This window comes from Chloroflexota bacterium, assembly GCA_013152435.1.
Taxonomy (GTDB): Bacteria; Chloroflexota; Anaerolineae; order DUEN01; family DUEN01; genus DUEN01.
In genome coordinates this window covers 12,803-32,971 of record JAADGJ010000061.1, presented here as the reverse complement: position 1 = coordinate 32,971, position 20,169 = coordinate 12,803, and the positions used below count along the sequence as shown (strand labels likewise).

Genomic DNA, 20,169 nt, shown 5'->3' with positions numbered 1-20,169 from the left:
TCCGGCCTGCTCAAGGTCGCCATCGATCACGCCCCCCAGTGACGCGCAGCCGACACTTCCGAGGCAAGTCAGCCCATCCAGCCCAGATGGAGGATTCCCATGTCCACAGACTACCTGAAGGCCTATCCTCTCCTGGCCGAACAACTGGCAGATCGCGGCGTTGACGTAGAGGCCGTGAAGGCGGCCCTGAAGGCGCAGCGTGTGGAGACCCCCTCGTGGGGATATGGCAACTCCGGCACACGCTTCAAGGTGTTCCCGTGGCCAGGCGCGGCCCGCAACCTGTGGGAGAAGCTGGAGGACGCCGCCCACGTCCATCGGCTGACGGGCATCTGCCCCACCGTGGCCGTCCACATCCCCTGGGATAAGGTGGACGACTGGGGCCAGGTCATCTCCTATGCCGACTCCCTGGGGGTCAAGATCGGAGCAGTGAACCCCAACGTCTTCCAGGACGACATCTACAAACTCGGCTCCATCTGCAACCCGGATCCCGACGTGCGCAAGCAGGCCGTCGCCCACATGCTGGAATGCGTCGAGATCGCCAAGGCCGTGGGGTCCGAGATCATCAGCCTCTGGTTCGCCGACGGCACCAACTACGCCGGACAGGACTCCTTCCGGGCCCGGAAGGACCGCATGGAGGAGGCCCTGGCGGAGGTGTACGCGGCGATGCCGCCCGATATGCGCATGCTGATCGAGTACAAGTTCTTCGAGCCCGCCTTCTACCACACCGACCTGCCCGACTGGGGCACCTCCTACATGATGGCCCTGAAGCTCGGCCCCCAGGCGCAGGTCCTGGTCGACACCGGCCATCACCCCCAGGGGACCAACGTCGAACACATCGTGGCGTTGCTGCTGGACGAGGGCCGGCTGGGCGGGTTCCACTTCAACGCCCGCAAGTACGCCGACGACGACCTGATCGTCGGCACCGTCAACCCCTTCGAGCTGTTCCTCATCTTCAACGAGCTGATCGCGGCCGAGCAGGACCCCGATCCCACCGTGTCCGAGTGCGCCCGCAATGTGGCCTACATGATCGACCAGTCGCACAACATCGAATCCAAGATCGAGGCCATGATCCTGTCCGTGATGAACGTGCAGACGGCCTATGCCAAGGCGCTGCTGGTCGATCGGGAGGCGCTGGCCCAGGCCCAGATGGAGGGCGACGTCCTGGGCGCGCATGAGATCCTGGCTCAGGCCTACGAGACCGACGTGCGCCCGCTGCTGGCCCAGGTGCGCGTGGAGATGGGGCTGGAGCCGGATCCCATCGCCGCCCATCGCGCCTCCGGCTACGAGGAGAAGATCGCTCGCGAGCGCGGCACGGGCGAAGGCTCCTCCGGCGGCTACCCCGGCGCGTGAGGCATTCGATATGAGCGAGAACGAACAACATAAACAAGAGATCCTCTCCCAGTTGATCTGGATGTCCAGGGAATTGGGCCGGCCCGAGATGGACTACGCCATCCTGGGCGAGGGGAACACATCTGCCCGGATCGACGGGGAGACGTTCTTCGTGAAGGCCAGCGGCGCGGAGCTACGAACGCTGGACGAGACGGGCGTGGTGGAGGTCTCCTTCGAGCGGGCGCTGGCGCTGCTGGAGGCCGAGGACATCTCCGATGCCGCCGTGAAAGCCGGGCTGACCGCCGCCAAGGTCGATCCGAAGGCACCTCGCCATCCCTCAGTGGAGACGGTCCTGCACGCGCTGGCGCTGACCGAGGGAGGCGCATCGTGGGTGGGACACACCCACCCCACCGCTGTGAACGCGATCCTGTGCTCCCAGGCGGCGGTGGCCGCGTACGCGGGGCGGCTCTTTCCCGACGAGATCGTGGTATGCGGCCCCGCGCCGGTCTTCGTGCCCTACGTCGATCCCGGCGTGCCGCTGGCGCGCCGCGTTCGGGACGAGATCCGAGCCTATCTGGATCGATGGGGGGAGCCTCCGAAGGTCATCCTGATGCAAAACCACGGGCTCATCGCGTTGGGAAAGAGCCCCCAGGAGGTGCTGAACGTCACGGCGATGGCGGTCAAGACGGCCCGCGTGTTAGCGGGCACGTATGCCCTGGGCGGCCCTCACTTCCTCACCGAGGAGCAGGCCGCACGCATCCACACCCGCCCGGACGAGGCGCTGCGCCGCCGAGTGCTGGGCCTGCAGTGACCACAGGAGGGAACAGGCTCTCATGACACGCACGGTCAAACTTGACATCGGCATCAACGGCGCCTTCCTCACCCGGCGGTGGGAGGAGCCGGAGAACTGGCTGCGCCTGACGGCGGAACTCGGATATCCATACCTGGAGTTCTGCGGCGACGTGATCGATCCCTTCTTCAGCGGCGATCGCGCGTACCAGTTACGAGCCGCAGAGGCCGCGCGACGAGCAGCCGAACGCTACGGCGTCACGATCTGCGACTATTACACGGGCGTGGCCACCCACCGCTTCCACGGCCTCTCCCACAGCGATCCCTCCGTGCGCGCCCGCATGCGGGAGTGGATCGTGCAGGCCATGGACATCACGCTGGCGCTGGGAGCCACCCGGCTGGGCGGCCATTGGGACGCCCTATCCGTCGAGGTCCTCTCCGATTCCGCCCGCACCCAGGAGGCGCTGGAACGGCTATACGACACGTTCCAGGGGCTGTGCGAGATCGCCGCGCAAAAGGGCCTGACAGCGCTCTACAACGAGCAGATGTATATCCCTAGCGAGGTGCCGTGGACCATCGAGCAGGCGTTCCAATACCTGGAGGCGGTGAACGGAGCCCCCCTTTCGACCCCGCGCGTCCCCCTCTACCTGACCATCGACGTGGGGCACCAGGCGGGTATGCACTACGGCGCCACTGGAGATGATCTGGATTACACCGCCTGGCTTCGAGCTCTGGCGCCGGTGAGCGAGGTCATCCACCTGCAACAGACGACGCCGGACGGCAGCCATCACTGGCCGTTCACCGAGGAGTACAACGAGCGGGGCCACATCGAGATCCAGAAGGTGCTGGAGGCCATGGAGTGGGGACATCGCCACTGGTCGGAGAACCGGCTGAGCGGGATCATGCAGCCGGTGGAACAGCACTTCCTGATCGCGGAGATCATCCCCGGCTCCACGGTGACGGAGGAGCGGCTGCTGCGTGAGCTGAAGGAATCGGCCCAGTACTTGCGTCAATTCGTGCCGGAGGGCGGGCTGACCTGGACATTCGAGGAATAGACGACAGCCGAAGGGCGAGAGACGGAAGACGAAGGATGAGGGAATGATGGCAAAGCAAGGCAAATGGGAGCACTACCGCTCGGGACAGGGGCCGATCCCCGGGCGGCAGTGGCTGTGGCCCCTCTACGGCGCGGGCTTCGAACGGCTGGGGCGGGACGGGCAGCCGATCCAGGCCCCGGTCCCTCAACCCGGGCCAGACCAATTGCTGGTCCGCCACGACGCGGTGGGCATCTGCTTCTCCGACATCAAGATCATCCGCCAGGGGGGCAGCCACCCTCGCCTCGTCGGCCGTGACCTGGAGAAACAGCCGGTCGTGATGGGCCATGAGGTCGCGCTGACCGTGGTCGGCGTGGGCGAGCACCTGCGCGATCAATACCATATCGGTGATCGCTTCGCCGTGCAGGCGGACATCTACTACAAGGGCCGGGGGATGGCTTATGGGTACCGCCTCCAGGGGGGCTATTCGCAATACGCGCTGGTGGGCGAGGAGATCCTGCACGGGGATGAGGGCTGCTACCTGCTGCCGATGCCGGAATCGCTCGGCTATAGCGAGGCCGCCTTGACGGAGCCGTGGGCTTGTGTGGAGGCCGCGTATGTGATCGAATACCGCACGGGGCTGAAGCCGGATGGCATCGCCTGGTTCCTGGGCGGTGGGGTAGACGGGCCGACTTATACGATCAGCCGCGGCCTGGACGCGGATGCGCACCCCGCCCGGATCGTGCTGAGCGACGTGCCGGCCGCCCTGCGCGACGAGCTGACGGCCCGGGCGGAGGCCCTGGGCATCGAAGTGGTCACGCTGGACGGGCTGTCACCGGAGGAGTACGAGCGAGCCCGAGAGCACACCGGGGACGCCGGGTTCGACGATATCGTCATCCTGGGGCCCATCGCGCCGGAGGTCATCGAGGCGGCCAGTCGCCATCTGGCCCACGGCGGCATCCTGAACATCGTCTCCCCAGCGCCCATCGAGCGGCCGGTGGCCTTGGATGTGGGCCGCCTGCACTACGATCACACGACCTTCGTGGGATCGCCGGGGCCGGACATCGCCGCCTCATACCAGCCCATCCGCTCCGAGCTGAAGCCGGGCGGCTGTGCGCTCTTCGTGGGAGCCGCGGGCCCCATGGGGCACATGCACGTCCAGCGGGCGATCCAGCTTCCCGAGCGGCCATCCATCGTCGTCGCCACCAATCTGCGCTCGCCTCGGATCCAGGAGCTGGCCGCCAAATTCAAGAACCTGGCGCAGCGTCAGGGCGTGAAGCTGTTCACCCGCTCTCAGGGGAACTTCACGCCGGAAGCCTTCGCCGAGGAGATGGACGCCCTCACGGAAGGGCACGGCTTTGATGATGTGATCATCTGCGCCGCGTCGGCGGAGGGATTGACAGCCCTGACGGCGCTCGCGGCGGATGGGGCCGTCGTGAACCTGTTCGCGGGGCTGCCGCGGGGCACGCTGGCCCACCTGGACGTCAACGCCATCATCCAGCGCGGCGTGCGCTACATCGGGTCCAGCGGGTCCACCATCGCCGACATGCGCCGGGTCATGGAGAAGGCGGCCAACGGCCAGCTCAGCCCTAACGGCTCCGTGGCCGCGGTGGCGGGGCTGCGCGCCGTAAAGGAAGGGCTACGGGCCGTGGCTGAGGGCCGGTTCCCAGGGAAGATCGTGGTGTATCCGCAGATCCTGGATTTCCCGTTGACGCCATTGAGCGAGCTGGGTGAAAAGCTGCCGGAGGTCGCCAGACACCTGGAGGACGGCGGCCGCACCTGGACGCGGGCGGCGGAGATCGCTTTCCTGGAGGCGTTGCTACCATGAACGTGCTGCCGGACCGAATCGCCTGGGTGACTGGGGCAGCCCGAGGGCTGGGCGAGGCCATCAGCCGCCGGCTGGCCCAAGAGGGAGCCCACGTGATCATGACCGATATCAACCAGGAGGGCGTGGAGGCGGCGGCTGCCGCCATCGCGGAGGAGACCGGGCGCCGCACGCTTCCTTTGTATTGTGACGTCACCGTGGAGGAACAGACGGAGGCCGTCGCGGCAAAGGCCGTGGAGGCCTTCGGCAGGCTGGATATCCTGGTGGCCAACGCGGGCATCGTGATCTCCGGCGAGCTGACCGAGATCCCGGTGGACCACTGGCGCAAGGTGATCGAGGTCAACCTGGTCGGCTACTTCCTGTCCGCTCGTGCGGCCGCTAAGATCATGAAGGAGCAGCGCAGCGGCGTCATCATCCAGATCAACTCCAAGTCGGGGAAGAAGGGGAGCTTCCGCAACTCGGCTTACGCAGCGTCCAAGTTCGGCGGCATCGGGCTCACCCAGAGCATCGCGCTGGAATTGGCCCCGTACAACGTGCGAGTGAACGCTGTCTGTCCCGGCAACCTGCTGGACTCCCCCTTATGGAAGGAGAGCCTGTACGAGCAATACGCCAAGCGCTGGGGCATCACGCCGGAGGAGGTGCGCCGTCGGTATGAGGAACAGGTGCCGCTGGGCCGCGCCTGCACCTACGAGGATGTGTGCAATGTAGTCGTCTTCCTGGCCTCCGATCAGGCATCCTACATGACGGGACAGGCGATCAACGTGACGGGCGGACAGGAGATGCGCTGAGGCGGCAGACAATTCCAGCGCTACCTGTTCACAGCGGCGGAAGGAGGAGCAACTCAACATTATGGCAAAGCGAAGGAAGAAGAGAAAACCTGGAAAGCGGGCCTCGCCACGCCGGAGAGAAGCACCGGCGCGGGAGATCGAGCGCATCGAGGCGTGGATCCTGGAAGGGGACTTCAAGCGGGCATCTGAGGCGTCGGCAAAGCTTGCGAGACGATATCCGAATGATCCGGGTGTCTTGAGCCTGCAACTAGCCTCTCTCATAGAAAGCGGGCACCATCAAGAAGCAATTCCCATTGCTCTGCGTCTGGTAGACCTGGAGCCCACGGTGCCTGAGCACCGATACAATCTGGCATTAGCTTACGGGAATAACGGGTTCCTCGCGTTGGCGTTCCAGGAGGGGCAAGAGTTTATCCGGAGATGGCCGCACCATCCCCTTGCTCCCAGGGTACAAGAGGCGGTCGATCTGACGAAATCTCTCCTCGCGGAGGAGGTGGAGAGGCTTGGGATCCCATCCGAGAGCGCTCTTGAAATCCTGACGTTGCATGAGCAAGCCCAGATCGCCCTGCAACAACAAAAAATCACAGAGCTTGAGCGCCTCGTGCGGAGGATACAAGCATCTGTTCCTCACTTCGTCGCTCCTCTGAACAATCTAGCTCTGGGTTACATCTTCCAGGGACGCATTGATGAAGCTATCGAAATCGAGCAAGACGTTTGTGAGCGAGATCCGGACGATGTGAACGCGCTCAGCAATCTTCTTCGAGCGTTGGTGCTGGTCGGACGCCAAAAGGAAGCCCAAGAGATCGGGGACCGCTTGAAAAGCATCCACGCCACTGGCAATGTACTGATCAAGAAACTAGAAGGCCTTTCTTGGGCCCGAATGGACCAGGCCATTCTTGATGCGTTCCGCCAGGCGAAGGAGTCTGACGGGATCCCAGACCTCCCGATTATGGGCCTTGCGTATCACTACGCGGCAGTGGCGGCGGCCCGTCTGGGTCATGAGAAGCAGGCTCGAAACTGGTGGGGCCAAGCACTCAAGCTCTTCCCCGGGCTGGACAAGGCACAGGAAAACCTAGAGGATTTACGTCTTCCGCCAGGGGAGCGACAAGGAGCGTGGCCTTTCACGATGCTGGAGTGGCTTCCCCAGACTTGGTTGAAAGACCTTGCAGCGGTTCCTTCTTCCTCACGGGCCACCGAACGACACCTCCGTCAGGCATTCACCCGTTTCCTGAAGCGATATCCTCAGTTCATCTCTTTGGCACCGATCCTTCTGGAGCGCGGCGACGCAGAGACACGAGAGCTGATCTATCATATTACTGCGGTCACTGAGCACCCGGACCTGCAGATTGCCCTGCGTGATTTCGCTCTGGGACGCTGGGGGACGGACGAGCAGCGCCTCCGAGCGGCTCAGCACTGTGCCAACCAAGGCCTCCTGCCACGCGATCAAACTATACAAATCTGGCAAAGAGGTGAACAGCGGGAGATTCTCTTGTTCGGCTGGGAGATCACCTTTGAGCCATCTTCGCGGTTACCACTCAAGGCCGAGAAATTGATGGAGAAGGCCGCGGTGGCCCTCCGAGAAAACCGCCTGGATGAAGCCGAGGAAGCGCTTCAAAAGGGCCTGAAGCTGATGCCGGATCATCCATCTTTCCTGCAAAACCTGGCGGTGGTCTACATGTCCCGCGGCGAGGTGGAAAAGGCACACGCTTTGACTCGACAGATCGTCGAGCGCAACCCCGATTATGCCATTGGGCGCTGCAACCTCGCGGTCTCTCTGGCGCGCGAGGGGAAAGTGGAAGAGGCACAGAGCTTGATCGATCCGGTAATGAAGAGAGAACAACTTCACATCAGCGAGTTCGTAGCACTATGCCACGCGCAAATAGAGATCCTCTTGGCAGAAAACCAGCGAGAAGGTGCGGAGGCCTGGGTGCAGATGCTGGAGGAGGCGGATCCTCAAAATCCTGTTGTGCCTGCCTTACGCCGCAGAGTGGAGCGCACCTCAATCTCCGGCCTCCTCCACCGGCTCCGGCCCGGCCAGAGGTAGCATCATGACCGTTCGCGATCGCCAACTATTCGACGGAATCCTCCATCCCTTGTATCCCGAAGCTTTACACTTACCGTGAGGTATCCAAGAGATCATGCGTGTAACCGAGAGGAATCAGCCTGAGAGACGCTTCGAACTGGACCTGGAACGGTTCTGGGAGGAGAACGCGGCCAGCTCGGGGGACTGCTTCTCAACCGACAAGCCCCGGGCTGCTATCCTCCTGCCGGTGGATGACCACTGGCTCCTGGACGAGATGAAGGTTCCCTCGACGGTGCGGTACTACAAGGACATCGACTACCGGCTGGAGATGAACCGCCGTTGCAACGATCGATGTCAGCGGGAGATCGGCATCCGGCCATTCCCGGAAGCCATCGCCTGGCCTCCGCCCAAACGCATCGAGGAGGTCTTCGGCTCCTATCAGGAACTAACGGAGGGGGGCACACCCTGGCTGGAGCCCTCCGTCCATACCATCGAGGACCTGGTCCGGATCATGGATCAGGTGGAACGCATGGACATGGCCGACTTCATCTTCCAGGACGGTATGCCCGATTTCCCCAATGCGCTGCCACCGGAGGCCGGGAAGCCGCCCCGCCCAATGAGCAGCCGCGGCCCGGCCACCATCGGCACCTCGGTGTGCGGCACGGAACGCTACCTGTACTTCCTCATCGACCATCCGGCCGAAATGCAGCGCTTCCACGAGCTGCTGGCCCAGAAGCTGGTCGAATACGCCCACATCATGGCCGACGCCCTCGGGGTTACCCCGCGCGGTTACAGCTTCCTGGACGATAACTGCGCGCTGCTCTCCCCCGACCTCTACGAGCGCTTCTGCGCGCCGGTGCTGCAGTACGTCTTCGATCAGCTGGCGCCGGATCCGGATGACTGGCGATATCAGCACTCCGACAGCGCCATGGATCACCTGCTGCCCATCCTGGCCCGGTTCAACTTCTCGGCGGTGAACTTCGGCCCCACGGTAAAGGCCATCGACATCCGTCGGCACATGCCGCACACCTGCATCCACGGGCAGGTCGCCCCCATGACCCTGCGCAACGCGCCATATGAGGCGATCATCGCGGAGGTACGGCGGGACTTCGATGCCGTGGGACGCGAGGGCGGCCTGGTGGTCACGACGGCAGGGAGCATCGCGGCCGGCACCACCTTCGATCGCCTGCGCTGCTTCATGTGGGCGGTGGAGCGCTACACCCGATACGATGGGAGGAGGTTCGACGATGCCGAATGAGAACGGACACGAGGGCGCCACTCGATGGCTGATCCCGGACGCCTACCTGCCCGAGCCGATCGGGGAGGGCCCTTACTTCGGACATGAGGCCATCTGCGTGCTGAACACCGGCCCGAAGGATGCCCATCTACATCTGGACTTCTACTTCGAGGACCGACCGCCGATCAAGGACGTGGAGGTGACCATACCGGCCGAACGCACCCGCCACCTGCGCCTGGACCAGCCGGAGCAGATCGGCGGCGTGGAGATCCCCATCGGCGTGCCCTATGCCATCCGGGTGCGCAGCGACGTCCCGGTGGTCGTCCAGTACAGCCGGCTGGACACGACCCAGACCAACATGGCCCTGATGACGGCCATCGCCTATCCACTGTCCACCTGATCCACTCGGGAGGAATCCATGTCGCGTCCCGATGGCCGGGCGCCAGAGGATCTACGCCCAACAAGCTTCACGCTGGACTACATCACCTATCCGGAGGGCTCCGTCCTGATCACGTGCGGAGGCACCCGGGTGCTGTGCAACGTCTCCGTGCAGGAGGGAGTGCCCGCCTGGCTCGCGGACCAAGGGCGAGGGTGGGTGACCGCCGAATATGCCCTGCTCCCCCGCTCGACGCACACCCGCACGCCGCGCGAGCAACGCGGCCCCTCCGGCCGTTCCCAGGAGATCCGGCGCCTGATCGGCCGCTCCCTGCGCGCCGCGGTCAACCTGGAAGCGCTGGGCGAGCGCACCCTGGTGGTGGACTGCGACGTGCTGCAGGCGGACGGCGGCACGCGCACGGCCAGCATCACGGGCGGCTGGGTGGCCGTGGCCCTGGCGCTCAGCCGGTTGATCGCCGAAGGGGCCATCAACGAAGAGGTCTTTCAGACGCCCGTCGCCGCGGTCAGCGTGGGCATCGTCGACGGCGTCCCCCTGCTGGACCTGTGCTACGAGGAGGACTCCCGGGCGGAGGTGGACTGCAACGTGGTAATGACGGGCGCGGGCGAATTCGTCGAGGTGCAGGGCACGGCGGAAGGGCCGCCCTTCGCTCGTGCCACCCTGGACCGGTTACTCGACCTGGCCGAGGAAGGGATTCGACAGCTGCTGGAAGCGCAGCGGCGTGCCCTGGCGGAGCATCCTGACGTCTGGCCCGGGCTGGTCACCTGACCGGCCGCCCGGCCCCTTCTCCACAGGCGCCGCAACTACGAGCGCGTATGGACCGGAGAAACGATGAAATCTCGCCGATCTGACCGTCGCGTGGTGTATTCCACCGACCCGGAACCCGAGCCTCCTTGCCCCACGTGCGGGCAATCCCCCTGCACATGTCCACCCGAATCGCCGCCGCCAGGCCGGCAGGTGGCGCGCATCGCCCTGGACCGCAAGCGCCGCCGCGGCAAGGTTGTGACCACCGTCTCCGGGCTTCAGCTCGCCCCGGCCGAGCTGGCGGCGCTGGGGAAGGCCCTGCGTCGGGAGTGCGGCGCGGGTGGCACCGTCAAAAGCGGCGTCATCGAAGTACAGGGAGACCACCGGGAACGCGTCGCCCAGATCCTGCGGAAGCGGGGATATACGGTGAAGTTCGTCGGCGGATAAACCCATCTCAGGAGCCCTTCATGAGCGACAACGGACGCCTTCAACAGAACTCGGCCCCCCCAAGCGTCACGGCCTACACATATAACCCGCAGGAAGCGGAGCACGACCTGGCCAATCACCCGGAGAGCCATAAGCGGATCGTCGCCGTGAGCCAGCTATTGCAAAAGGAGGGAATCCTGGAGCAGCTCCGGTCCGTGGAAGCCACCTCCATCACTCCGGAGCGGCTCGCCCGGGTCCACAGCGAGGAGTACATCCAGCGGGTCAAGCGGCGCGCCGATCAGGGCGGTGGGTACCTGGACATGGACACGTACGTGCGGCCGTTCTCGTATGAGGCCGCGCTGACCGCGGCCGGGGGTGCCGTGAACCTCACCGAGGCCGTGCTCTCCGGCCGGGCGCGCAACGGATTCGCGCTGATCCGACCGCCCGGCCACCACGCTCGCCCCAAGCAGGGCATGGGATTCTGCCTCTTCAACAACGTCGCCGTCGCCGCCCGCTTCGCCCAGACCGAACACCAGCTCGACCGCATCCTCATCGTCGACTTCGACGTGCATCACGGGAACGGCACCCAGGAGGTGTTCTATCAGGACCCAGGCGTCCTGTACTTTTCCACGCATCAGTATCCCTTCTACCCCGGCACCGGCAGCCGGGGGGAGATCGGAGAGGGCCCTGGCGAGGGATATACGGTCAACGTCCCGCTCCCCTACCGGGTCGGCGACGAGGGATATCGCCGGGCCTTCGACGAGGTCCTGGTCCCCATCGTGGAGCGCTATCGGCCGCAGCTCATCCTGGGATCGGCCGGCTACGACGCCCACTGGGCCGATCCGCTGGCCGGGATGCTGCTCTCCATCACCGGATATGCCTCCCTCATCCGACGCCTGCTTGAGCTGGCCGAGATGTGGTGCCAGGGGCGGCTGGTCTTCGTGCTGGAGGGCGGCTACCACCTGGATGTGCTGGCCCATGGCGTGCTGACGACGCTGCGCCTGTTGCAGGACGTTCAGGCCCCCGTCAGCGACCCACTGGGGCCTTCCCCACATCCGGAGCGGCCGATCGACGAGTTGCTCCACGAGATCCGGGAGATCCATCACCTCGGCTGATCCCTCGCGCGCCCGTTCACCACGCTGCCGGGCCAGGGGAAGCGAGGCCTAGACCGGCCGACCCGTGGCCACAAGAAAGGCTTTCTTCCTCCCCCGATTTCCATCACTGACTTTGAAAAAGCCCTGCGTCCGTCCCCGGGCGCTTTGACTTTTCGCCCTGAGCGGTGCATAATTCCGGCCGCTATGCACTCGGAGCGTGTCTGAGAGATCCCGTTGCTCCCGCCATGGGGAGGCCCAGAGGGGCTTTCCCCCGAAGGGAAGGTCCCTTCCTCACTTCTCCCTGTGGGGCTGGTAGCTGAGGGAGATCCTCAGACACCTTACCGGTAAATTTTCGGATACGCTCCCAGACACACTCTCGCAAGACCAAGGGATAAGGAGGCGGACAACGTGGAACGCACCTTAGTGCTCATCAAGCCGGATGGGGTCCAACGAGGCCTGGTGGGGACCATCATCGAGCGGCTCGAACGCCGTGGCCTGAAGATCGTGGGGCTGAAGCTGGTCCAGGTCAGCGAGGAACTGGCCCGCAAACACTACGCCGTCCACGAGGGGAAGCCGTTCTTCGAGGGACTGATTCGCTACATCACATCGGCGCCGGTAGTGGCCATGGTGCTGGAGGGGAACAACGCCATCGAGATCACACGGGCTACCATGGGGGCCACGAACCCGGCCAACGCCGCGCCGGGCACCATTCGCGCCGACTACGCGCTGGAGATCGGACGCAACCTGGTACACGGATCGGACGGGCCGGAGACGGCCCAGGCGGAGATCGCGCTGTGGTTCCAGCCGGAGGAACTGGCCAGCTACGATCGGGCCCTGGACACATGGATCTTCGAGTGAACTCGGGCCGGTAAGAGCGATGTGTCAGCAGCCACCGGTTATACCCCGCCATCACGATACGACAAGAGCCCGGGACATCCCGGGCTCTTGATTTTCTCATTCTGATCGGGAAGCAGCCATGCTACTGGACCTTCACCACCACGGGCGCCTGCTGCCAGAACTCCTCCAGCCGATAGAACGCCCGCTTCTCGGCGGAGAAGATATGGAGCACGACATCCCCGTAATCCATCAGGATCCAGCCAGCGCTGGCCGACCCTTCCACACCTAGCGGGGCCTTCCCCAAATGTCCCAGGCCTTCATCCACCGCCTCCATGATCGCCCGGGACTGTCGCTCCGACTCCGAAGAGCAGATCACGAAATAGTCAGCAAGGATGGACACCGTGCGGAGGTCGAGCATCACGATGTCCTCTGCCTGATGCTCTTCCACCAGGTTGACAATGGCATGCGCCAGTTCCGCTGACTCCAGATCACACCTCCCGCTCAAATCCTGGAATGATCATCACGGCAATTCACAGCTATGCCCCAGCCTCCCGCCAGGGCACCATGCCGGTTTCATTCTATCATACCCCATGCGAAGAAGCAACCATTTTTCCTTCCGAAACCCATCCGGAGGCCTCCGAAACCCTTACAGGGCCGCCTTTCAGGAGAGCCCCCATTTTATATGAACGACCCCGAATTGGGCGCACGGCCTATGATCTAAATTCTTGACTTCCCCAAGTCCGCCAAGTAAAATCCAGCAATGATAAGCAGCTTGCCTGTACCGCGATGATATATACATAAGCACCGCCAAGGCGCTAGAGGCCGTCCAATCGAGCGATCCAAGCCAGGGATGCTGCTGGGTTTGGATATAGAGATCATCAGCCGGGCGATTGCAAGCCCGGCTATATTCTGAGGAATGGAGGTAAGAGGGATCGATCATGGGCACAATGGGTTTGACTCCCCTGGAGACAATTGCTGTCTGGGCGGTACTGGGCATCGCAATCCTGGGCCTCCTCTACGCCATCTTCCTACGCAGACAGATCATGCAAGAGGACAAAGGCACGGCGGAGATGCAGGAGGTCTGGGAGGCGATCCGCCAAGGAGCCGACGCGTACCTGACCCGTCAGCTCCGCACGATCCTGCCGTTCATCGGGCTCCTCACGGTGGCGCTGTTCCTGAGCGTGTATATCGTCCCCCCCACCGCGGAGGCCATGGAACGGTTCGCAGGGCGAAGTGAAAACACTGTCCGTCTACTGGTAGGGCTCGGGCGCGCCATCGCCTTCATGATGGGTGCGGGATTCTCCCTGGCAGTGGGGCAGATCGGCATGCGCATGGCGGTGCAGGGCAACGTGCGCGTGGCGGCGGCCGCTCGCCACAGCTTCGGCGACGCGCTGCGCATCGCCTATCGTGCGGGCACCATCACGGGCATGTTGACCGACGGCCTGGGCCTGTTCGGCGGCACCGTGATCTTCATGATCTTCGGCAAGGCTGCGCCGGACGCACTTCTGGGCTTCGGCTTCGGCGGCACGCTGTTGGCGCTCTTCATGCGAGTGGGTGGTGGCATCTACACCAAGGCGGCGGACGTCGGCGCCGATCTGGTGGGTAAGGTCGAGCAGGATATCCCCGAGGATGACCCTAGGAACGCGGCCGTGGTTGCCGACCTGGTAGGGGACAACGTGGGAGACTGCGCCGGTATGGCGGCGGACATCTTCGAGTCCTACGAGGTGACCATCGTCTCGGCCCTGATCCTGGGCTTGGCGCTCACGGCGATCACCGGCCACATCGAGTGGATCCTGTATCCGCTCCTGGTGCGCGGCATCGGCGTGCTGGCCTCTATCATCGGCACGTATCGAGTGAAGGGTGGACCGGAAAAGAGCGGCGACGCGATGGCGGCCATCTTCCGAGGATACCTCACCTCGGCGGCCATCTCGATTGTGCTGTTCGGCATCGTCGCCATCGTCTACATGGAGGGCGTGCCCGGCGGCTGGTGGCGTCCCTTCCTCTCCACGACGGCGGGCGTCTTCCTGGCCATCCTCATTGACCGTCTGACCGACTATTTCACGGGTACCGAGAAGGCGCCTGTACAGGAGATCCGCAAGGCCACCAACGGCGGGCCTGCCACGACCATCCTCGCCGGCCTGGGCGTGGGATACGAATCCACCGTGTGGGCCATCCTGGTCATCGCCCTCACCATCGGGGCGGCCATCCTGATCTACGCCGGCGTCCCGGTCCAGCAGTTCGTGGAGGCGGGTAAGGTCCCGTCTGACACCATCGCCCGGACGGCCTTCGTCCTCTACGGCGTGGCTATGACCGGCATCGGCATGCTGACCCTGACCGGGAATAACGTGGCCATGGACTCCTTCGGTCCCATCGCCGACAATGCCAACGGCATCGGCGAGATGGCCGGCATGGATGAGGACGCCCGCAAGATCATGACCGACCTGGACGCGGTGGGCAACACTACCAAGGCCATCACCAAGGGCATCGCCATCGGCTCAGCCGTCATCGCCGCCGTCTCCCTGTTCGGCTCCTACATCACCGACGTGGCCAAGATCGATCCGCAGGCGCTGATCAACGGCATCCGGGTGTCCGAGCCGGTGGTCTTCGTCGGGCTGCTCATCGGCGGCGCGATCCCATGGCTATTCTCCTCGCTGGCCATCAGGGCGGTGAGCCGCGCGGCCGGGCAGATGGTGGAAGAGGTCCGGCGACAGTTCCGCATCCCCGGCATCCTGGAAGGCACGGTGAAGCCGGACTATGCCCGGGCCGTGGAGATCTCCACCGTTGCGGCGCAGAAGGAGCTGGTCTCCTTGGCCACCATCGCCGTGGTGACCCCGATCGTGGTCGGGCTGCTCCTGCAGGTGGAGGCGCTGGGCGGCTTCCTGGCGGGCATCATCCTGTCCGGCCAGCTGCTGGCCGTCTTCATGGCCAACGCGGGTGGCGCCTGGGACAATGCCAAGAAGACCATCGAGGACGAGCCCCGCAACCTGGAGGCCAACACCGGCAAGGGATCCGAGCGCCACAAGGCCAGCGTGGTGGGCGACACCGTCGGCGACCCGCTGAAGGACACGGCGGGGCCGGCGCTGAACCCCATGATCAAGGTGGTGAACCTGGTCAGCGTCATCATCGCCCCCATCATCGTCCAGTACAAGGGATTGAGCGTCTTTACCATCATCGTCATCGTGGCCCTGCTGGCCGTGCTGTGGTGGGCCATCTCCACCTCCAAGCGGGAGGCGGAGATCCTCAGCTCCCCCGCTCCGGCTGCAGCGCCGGCCGGCGAGTGAGGCATGCCATCGGACGGGATCTAATATCTCCAGACCACAAACGCAAGAGGGGCACGGCGGCGGCCGTGCCCCTCTACTTAGTGATCTTCAGACGCTCTCTGAAAATTTGCCGGTAAGGTGTCTGAGGGGCTTCCTCGGCGATCAGCTCCACAGGGGGAGGTGTGGAGGGGACCTCCCCTCCACAGGAAATCCACTTTTCCGGCCTGCACCTGCCTTTCTCCGCCCTTTCCGGAGGACCCAGGCCGAGGCCAGGCAGGTCGAAGGCGAAAGAAAAGCTTTTTCCGGAGGGGCTCCGCCCCTCCGAGCCTCCCCATAGTAGAAGCAATGGCATTTCTCAAACACGCTCTAAGGAAAAAACGGAGGGGACGGCCGTCCCCTCCGTTTTCTTCTTTCAGGCCCTCGATCTCCCTCAGGCGACTACCTCAATCCCCGTCCCCTCGATCACCTCGCCGATCTCCCAAACCGATTGTCCACGATCCGCACATAGGGTTCGGAAATCCTCACTCCGGCCGGGCGGGACGGCGACCAACAGCCCGCCCGAGGTCTGAGCATCCCACAAAAGCATCTGTCGCTCCTCGGGAATCTCCTCGCCGAAGCGCACCAGGGAACGGTAGAAGGACTTATTGTTGTGCGAGCCCCCCGGGAAGATCCACTCGGCGGCGTACTCGGCCGCCCCGGGCAAGAGCGGGATCGCGCCCATCCGGAAGCGGAATCCCACGCCGCTCGCCTGGACCATCTCGCTGGCATGTCCCAGCAGTCCAAAGCCGGTGATGTCCGTGGCCGCCCGAACGCCGACCTCCCGGGCAACCATGGCCGCGACGCGATTCAGCCGCTTCATGCTCTCGACCATAGCGCTCACGTGATCGGCCCGCGCGAGCCCGCGCTTGAGGGCCGTGCTGATCGCGCCGGTCCCCAGCGGTTTGGTGAGGAACAGCGTATCGCCCGGCCGGGCGCCCCCCTTGGTGAAGATCCGATCCGGGTGCACCATGCCCACGACCGCCAGGCCATACTTGGGCTCCTGATCCTGGATCGTGTGCCCTCCGGCGATCACCCCTCCCGCCTCCATCACTTTGTCCGCCCCACCGCGCAGGATCCGAGCGATCACATCCGGATCCATATCCGCGGGAAAAGCGGCGATGTTCAAGGCGAAGAGGACATCGCCCCCCATGGCGTACACATCGCTCATGGCATTGGCCGCGGCGATCGCCCCATAATCATAGGGATCATCCACCACGGGCGTGAAGAAATCGGTGGTGCTGATGATGGCCTGCCGATCGTTCAGACGATAGACCGCGGCGTCATCCACCGCGCCCAGGCCGACCAACACCTCGGGATGCGCCTCGGGCGGGAATAGGTTTTGAAGTGGACGCAGGACCTGCGCCAGGGCCTCTGGGGCCAGCTTGCTCGCTCAGCCGGCGCAGGCTGCCATCGCGGTCAGCCGAACCTCTTCTCGCGTCAAGCCTCGTTCTCCTTATCAGGGCAACCTGATCCTCTCGTCGGAACGCAGTGATCTATTATCCGACACAGAGTGGCACCCCGGGATTGCCGCCATTGTACCCGAAGAGTCGAATGAGGCAAATCAACACGCCCGGTATCCAGCGCTCCGGCCTCCCGGAGAAACCGGGGCTCCATATCCAATCACCACCGCCAGTCCGGAAACGATGCCCCCACGCCGGCGAAGGGACTGACCGTTACGCCCTGAAGCCCCGGCCGGACGACGACGCCTGCGGGCAGCGCAAACAGGACATCCACGGGCCGCTGCTCCGCCAGATGCACGGCCAGCGCGTGATAAGCCTCCCGGCGCTCGTCGAACGCGCACGCCCGGGCCGCATACCCCTCCCGCAACAGAACATCGGTGCGATCATCCCGCCACCCGGTCAGGTTGAAGCCACGGCGCGGCTCAGTCTGATCGGAGCGCCAGTAGCGCGACGGATCCGGGTCCAGATCGATGGGCCAGCTGAAGACGGCCACATCGTAATCGTGTCGGAACAGCGCGTCGATCAGGCTGAAGTAAGGCACGATCTCCACCTCGGCGGGCACGCCAACGGAGCGGTAGGCCGCCGCCACCAGCATGGCCAGATCACGCCGGACCGGGTTCTCGCCGTTCGTCTTGACGCGGACCAGCAGAGGCTCATCCCCCCTCTCCCGCCATCCGTCCCCGTCCTCATCCCGCCAGCCGGCCGCGTCCAGCAATCCCCCCGCCCGCTCCGGGTCGAATGGCGGCGGCGTCGGCGCGGGTTGAATGGCCCAGGTCGAGGGCAGCCAGGGCGCGGCCAACGGAAGCCCGCGACCGCCCAGGACGAGTTGATTCAGCCGTGAGCGATCGAGGGCCATGGACAGCGCCCGACGCACGCGAGCATCGGAGAGCCCCAATCGCTCCTGGTTGAAGAAGACGCCCACATACTCCAGTCCCGGCGCCCATCGGATAGGCCAATCGGATGGCGGGTCCAGCGCCAACGCGCGGGGCAGGATCGCGATATCCAGCTCGCCAGCCTCCCACGCGCCCGCCATCTCCCCGGCGGAGAGCAGCCGCACGTACCAGGTGGCGATCCGCGGCCGGGCCCGCCAATGGCCCTCCGCGGCCGAGAGGGTGAACGCGCCGTCCCCCTGCCATTCGACGAAGCGCAACGGGCCGCTGCCGACGGGGACACGCCCAAACGCCTCCCATGCCCCCTCTCGCAAGCGATGCGCCGGCACCACCGGGAGATCGCCCAGGGCCGTCAGCGTGGGACAGGAGGGCTCGTCCAGCCGCACGACCACCGTGGCCTCCCCAGCCACCTCAACCGAGCGAACGGGCATGAGCCGCACAAAGTAGGGGCTGTCCCGATCCGGGTCCAGGGCCGCCCGGATGGTAAACGCTACATCCTCGGCCGTGACCGGACGGCCGTCATGCCAGGCCACACCGGAACGCACCGTGAGGGTGATGGCGCGCCCGTCCTCCGACACGCGCCAGGCCTGCACGATCCCCGACGTCAGGCGTCCATCGGCCGCGTCGGGCGGCATCAGCCGATCGAACAGGGCATCCACCAGAAACCGGGCCGCCGGATCGTCCCAGGGCAACAAAAGCGGGTCCAGGGTCGCGGCGGACAGGGACAATCCCACCGTGATGTTCCGTCGCCCTGGGGTCGCCGTCGGCGTGGGGGTGGGAGGCAACGGGGTGGGCGTCCACGTCGCCACAGGGGCGGGCGGAGGCGGTCCGGCGGTCGGGACCGGGGGTTGAGAGCGGGAACAGGAAGAGGCCAGGAGCCACAAGCCGGCCAGCACGAGAAAGACGCCATACCACCCGAGGGTGGCACGGCGTCTCTGAAAGATCGATGAGAACGCTTGAATAGGAAACACGGAAGGCTCAAATCCGATCGGGCGTCACATACCCCGTCGCCTACGCTCCGCCCCGGCCCCGCATGCGCGGGTCGAAGATATCCCGCACCGCGTCCCCCACCAGATTCCAGGAGAGGACGAAGAGGACGAGGGCCGTCCCGGGGAAGACGACGATATACCAATACGTGGCCAGCTGGGTGATCCAGTCCCGGGCGAAGGAGAGGAGCTGTCCCCAGTCCGCGTAACCGAACTCCGCGCCGATTCCCAGGAAACTGAGCGCCGCGAAGCTCAGGACGTACGTCCCCATGTCCATGGAGGCGACCACCAGGGTGGGGAAGATGGCGTTGGGAATGATGTGGCGGATCAGGATCTTGTGATCCTTCACCCCGATCACCCGAGCGGCCATCACGAAATCGCGCTGTTTGACGGACAGGATATCCCCCCGAATGAGGCGCGCGTACCCCATCCAGCCAAAGGCGATCAGAGCGATCGTGGCGGGAAGGATCCCCTTTCCGACGATGGGCGTCAGGATGGCCGAAAGCGTCAGCGCGGCCACCAGGAAGGGAAAGGCCAGGAAGATATCGGTGATGCGCATTAGGATCGTATCGACTAATCCCCCGTAATACGCGGAGACGGAGCCGATCAGGATCCCAATGGTCATCACGGATAGCGTGATGATCAGGCCGACCCGAAAGGCGGTGCGGGTTCCCCACACCACACCGTAGTAGATATCCCACTGCCCGCTGGCCGTCCCCAGCAGGTGGACCCAACGATCGGTCTTCATGATCGGCTTCCACCAGAAGGGCAGGGGCGGCTCGCGCCGACGCCATTCGGTGCCCGGCGGCTTGGGGTCGGGGCTATAGCCATCGCGCGGGATCCGGTAGGGATCCCGGCCGGCCGGCGGAGCCAATACGGGTGCAGCCACCGCGATGAAGACGAAGAAGGCGAGCAGGACCAACCCGGTTACGGAGAGGGGATTGGTGACCAGCGCCTTGAGAACCCGATAATTTTCCGTTCCCAGCCAACGTTCCAAGCGCCCCATCTCGCGTTCAGCCA

17 protein-coding genes are annotated in these 20,169 nt (G+C 64.7%); 13 read left to right on the top strand and 4 right to left on the bottom strand.

The features are described 5' to 3' along the window. Positions 1–99: 99 nt before the first annotated feature. The 12 genes from rhaI to ndk all read left to right on the top strand — a co-directional run bounded on the left by rhaI (position 100) and on the right by ndk (position 12,535). Positions 100–1,350, top strand: a complete 1,251-nt coding sequence (gene rhaI / locus GXP39_08430; GenBank protein ID NOZ28063.1) for an L-rhamnose isomerase — start codon at positions 100–102, stop codon at positions 1,348–1,350. Positions 1,351–1,360: 10 nt separating this feature from the next. Next, positions 1,361–2,140 (top strand): class II aldolase, encoded by a 780-nt coding sequence (locus GXP39_08425; GenBank protein ID NOZ28062.1) that lies wholly within the window; start codon positions 1,361–1,363, stop codon positions 2,138–2,140. Between the two features lie 22 nt (positions 2,141–2,162). Further along, positions 2,163–3,173: a TIM barrel protein gene (locus GXP39_08420; protein ID NOZ28061.1), complete on the top strand. Its 1,011-nt coding sequence runs from the start codon at positions 2,163–2,165 to the stop codon at positions 3,171–3,173. Between the two features lie 43 nt (positions 3,174–3,216). Further along, on the top strand, positions 3,217–4,977 hold the full coding sequence (locus tag GXP39_08415) for an alcohol dehydrogenase catalytic domain-containing protein (protein NOZ28060.1): 1,761 nt from the start codon (positions 3,217–3,219) through the stop codon (positions 4,975–4,977). After that, on the top strand, positions 4,974–5,762 hold the full coding sequence (gene srlD / locus GXP39_08410) for a sorbitol-6-phosphate dehydrogenase (protein ID NOZ28059.1): 789 nt from the start codon (positions 4,974–4,976) through the stop codon (positions 5,760–5,762). The genes GXP39_08415 and srlD overlap by 4 nt, the downstream gene beginning before the upstream one ends. 61 nt (positions 5,763–5,823) lie before the next feature. Then, entirely contained in the window at positions 5,824–7,803 is a 1,980-nt protein-coding gene (locus tag GXP39_08405; protein ID NOZ28058.1) for a tetratricopeptide repeat protein, read from the top strand. Positions 7,804–7,897: 94 nt separating this feature from the next. Continuing rightward, a complete protein-coding gene (locus GXP39_08400; GenBank protein ID NOZ28057.1) occupies positions 7,898–9,040 on the top strand; it encodes a uroporphyrinogen III decarboxylase in 1,143 nt (380 codons plus the stop codon). Further along, on the top strand, positions 9,030–9,419 hold the full coding sequence (locus tag GXP39_08395; protein ID NOZ28056.1) for a hypothetical protein: 390 nt from the start codon (positions 9,030–9,032) through the stop codon (positions 9,417–9,419). The genes GXP39_08400 and GXP39_08395 overlap by 11 nt, the downstream gene beginning before the upstream one ends. Positions 9,420–9,437: 18 nt before the next feature. Further along, on the top strand, positions 9,438–10,181 hold the full coding sequence (gene rph, locus GXP39_08390) for a ribonuclease PH (protein NOZ28055.1): 744 nt from the start codon (positions 9,438–9,440) through the stop codon (positions 10,179–10,181). A gap of 63 nt (positions 10,182–10,244) precedes the next feature. Then, positions 10,245–10,604, top strand: coding sequence for a translation initiation factor (locus GXP39_08385; protein NOZ28054.1), 360 nt, complete (start codon positions 10,245–10,247; stop codon positions 10,602–10,604). 20 nt (positions 10,605–10,624) lie between these two features. Continuing rightward, entirely contained in the window at positions 10,625–11,698 is a 1,074-nt protein-coding gene (locus tag GXP39_08380; protein NOZ28053.1) for a histone deacetylase, read from the top strand. A gap of 387 nt (positions 11,699–12,085) precedes the next feature. Next, complete coding sequence (ndk, locus tag GXP39_08375; protein ID NOZ28052.1) at positions 12,086–12,535, top strand: nucleoside-diphosphate kinase; 450 nt, start codon at positions 12,086–12,088, stop codon at positions 12,533–12,535. 121 nt (positions 12,536–12,656) lie between these two features. On the opposite strand, the gene rsfS is transcribed toward ndk, so the two are convergent. Continuing rightward, complete coding sequence (rsfS, locus tag GXP39_08370; GenBank protein ID NOZ28051.1) at positions 12,657–13,001, bottom strand: ribosome silencing factor; 345 nt, start codon at positions 12,999–13,001, stop codon at positions 12,657–12,659. 460 nt (positions 13,002–13,461) lie between these two features. On the opposite strand from rsfS, the gene GXP39_08365 reads away from it, so the two are divergent. Further along, the gene (locus GXP39_08365) at positions 13,462–15,795 is read left to right on the top strand and encodes a sodium-translocating pyrophosphatase (GenBank protein ID NOZ28050.1); all 2,334 of its coding nucleotides are present in this window, start codon (positions 13,462–13,464) and stop codon (positions 15,793–15,795) included. 409 nt (positions 15,796–16,204) lie between these two features. Here the strand turns inward: GXP39_08365 and selD are convergent, their stop codons facing one another. The 3 genes from selD to GXP39_08350 form a co-directional block, all read right to left on the bottom strand. After that, complete coding sequence (gene selD, locus GXP39_08360) at positions 16,205–17,224, bottom strand: selenide, water dikinase SelD (GenBank protein NOZ28049.1); 1,020 nt, start codon at positions 17,222–17,224, stop codon at positions 16,205–16,207. Between the two features lie 209 nt (positions 17,225–17,433). Continuing rightward, a complete protein-coding gene (locus GXP39_08355; GenBank protein ID NOZ28048.1) occupies positions 17,434–19,134 on the bottom strand; it encodes a peptide ABC transporter substrate-binding protein in 1,701 nt (566 codons plus the stop codon). Positions 19,135–19,174: 40 nt separating this feature from the next. After that, positions 19,175–20,155, bottom strand: a complete 981-nt coding sequence (locus GXP39_08350) for an ABC transporter permease (protein NOZ28047.1) — start codon at positions 20,153–20,155, stop codon at positions 19,175–19,177. Between the last annotated feature and the right edge of the window lie 14 nt (positions 20,156–20,169).